Annotated in this window: 3 protein-coding genes; 1 reads left to right on the forward strand and 2 read right to left on the reverse strand. The window is 36.7% G+C overall.

Annotation, left to right across the window (positions count from 1 at the left end; genetic code table 11):
• Positions 1-180, reverse strand: a 180-nt coding sequence (locus ACYTR8_RS10230) for a transposase (protein ID WP_479642112.1), incomplete at its 3' end; no start/stop codon positions are given.
• A gap of 119 nt (positions 181-299) precedes the next feature.
• Positions 300-1,523: a peptidoglycan bridge formation glycyltransferase FemA/FemB family protein gene (locus ACYTR8_RS10235; protein WP_479642113.1), complete on the reverse strand. Its 1,224-nt coding sequence runs from the start codon at positions 1,521-1,523 to the stop codon at positions 300-302.
• A 458-nt stretch (positions 1,524-1,981) separates the two neighbouring features.
• Between ACYTR8_RS10235 and ACYTR8_RS10240 the strand changes: the two genes are divergently transcribed.
• Positions 1,982-2,213: transposase (locus tag ACYTR8_RS10240; protein WP_142996899.1), on the forward strand; the 232-nt coding region annotated here is incomplete at its 3' end.

Here is a 2,213-nt window from a genome sequence, read left to right on the forward strand (position 1 = left end):
TGCGCTCCCGTGTCCTGTGAACGCACTTTCTCCATATTTTTCATATTCTTGAATCCATCGATAAAGACTATTGGGATGAATTTCTAAAGTTGAACTAACCATTTTTACAGACTGCTCTTCCTCAAGGATGAGTTTTACAGCAGAGAGTTTGAAGGCTTTATCAAAGGTTTTTCTTGGCATAATGACTTTTCCTCGTTTCCACTTAATTTTGTGTCTACTTTATTATACCAAGTCCACCCCAATTGTTAGATTTATTGTCCAACTTTTTGGGGTCCGTACATACTTTGACGAGCTCTTTTTTAATGCTTATGTTTTAACCGTTTCCGGAAAGTGTAAAGCATATTAGCAAGGCCATACAGTGAACTCACAGGAAGTGTAAACTCTCCTATAAATTCTTCGATAACAGGAGAGAAGTGAGACTTGAACCTTGTTAATCCATCGTCAAGAGTTCCTTCTACACCTCCCATATTCGCCCAAATAATCCCATCTTGATAAGCATCTTGAAAGACTTTAGGATAGAGAAGATATTGCGGATAGCATTTTTTAAACGCCTCATTCATTCCGGCATAAAGCATCTCCATGACATTTCCATGAGAAATGGAAAGAATCCCTGCTATAACAACATCTTCAGGTGAGCTTGTCCCAAAAGTTTCAAAATCAACAATATAACGTTCCAAAGAACTTTTCTGTTCTTCTAATTTCTTAAGTCGTTTCTTTTGATGTGGTTGAGTAAGCTCAATCTCCTCATTAACAACTGCTAATTGTTGCTGATAGTGTGTCAATTGCTGTGAAATGTTGACTTTGGCCAAATGTAAGTAAGCTCTATCGCCATAGATTGCCATTAACTTTTTAAAATAAGCCTGATTACGTAAGGAAATATTTTTTCGTTTTTCTGTTAATGAAACAACTGCTGAAAACTGTTCAATCTCTGATGGCGTGGCACGATAAGTTCTTACCCCACGCTGCATAGCATCTTTCATCAGACGTCTGGTGTGTTTTGGAAAGGTGAGATGATGGTCCTTCTCAGGATAAACATTAGCTTGAAACCGGGGTTGGATGCTATCTGCAATAGCTGTCGTCAAACCTGTCCAATGAGCACCTGCCTTCTTTAGATTCTCAATAGCTGTCAAAGCAGTTGATTTTTCCTCTCCTTCTCGACCTAGCGAATATTGTTTTAAAAGTATCGCAGGATCACATTTAATAAATAAAGCTTTTTTCAATTTACCGTAATCTTTGAGTGTGTTCATCGTAAAGGTTACCAAATCATAATCCCCATAGTCCATGACTGGTCCTCTAGGGATATAAATAATAGTCATCCCAAGAGGTAATGGTTTAATTAACAGAGATAAAGAAGCAACCTGCTGATTTCCTTTGTAGATCCCAATCCGTTCATTTTCCCATTGGTTTTTAACCTTAGCCCAATCACTACTCTGTAGCAAATTGACTTGCTCATGTTGTGTTACAAAAGCATCGTGTTCTTCTGCCGAAATTCCTACTTTTGAATAAAATGTTACCTTTGTCATTTGCCTCTCTCATCTTCTAAATGTATTAACCAAATAAACGTCACTAAATCGTGTAGCAAGCAATCACTAAATCGAAACTAGCCTATCAAGAAAGGCTCAAAGATTATTTAGTCCTCAACTATATATTCGTAAATCATCCGATAAAATTGAGAATCTATCAAAAAATAAGTTAAAAGTTGATTATACTATTTTTTAATATTTTTATAGGTTTATTTTATGATTTGAGTCTGTCAATAATCTTGTGTAAACACTCTAGCAAAGCTGATATTGTTAATCAAATAGGCTTTCAAGTGTGTCCGTACATTGGCCAAAACCTTTGTGGATTCGTTGTCCTTGCTTGAAGTTGTAATCACTAAATAGTGTGACGAGATAGCGTTCTAGGGATTCTTTGAATCGGTTACACTAAACTAGACAGAATTTATAAAGTGTTCTACACTAAAGAAAACAGGAGAACAGATATGTCTAGAAAAATACGTCGCCACTTCACCGATGATTTTAAGCAACAAATTGTTGACCTCCACAATGCTGGAATGAAACGAAGTGAGCTTATCAAAGAATATGAGTTAACGCCCTCAACCTTCGATAAGTGGGTCAGACAAGCCAAACTAACGGGTTCCTTCAAGTCTGTTGATAATATGACAGATGAACAACGGGAACTGATTCAACTCAGAAAACGCAATAAAGAACTCG

The sequence above is a fragment of the Streptococcus sp. F2 genome (assembly GCF_056500955.1).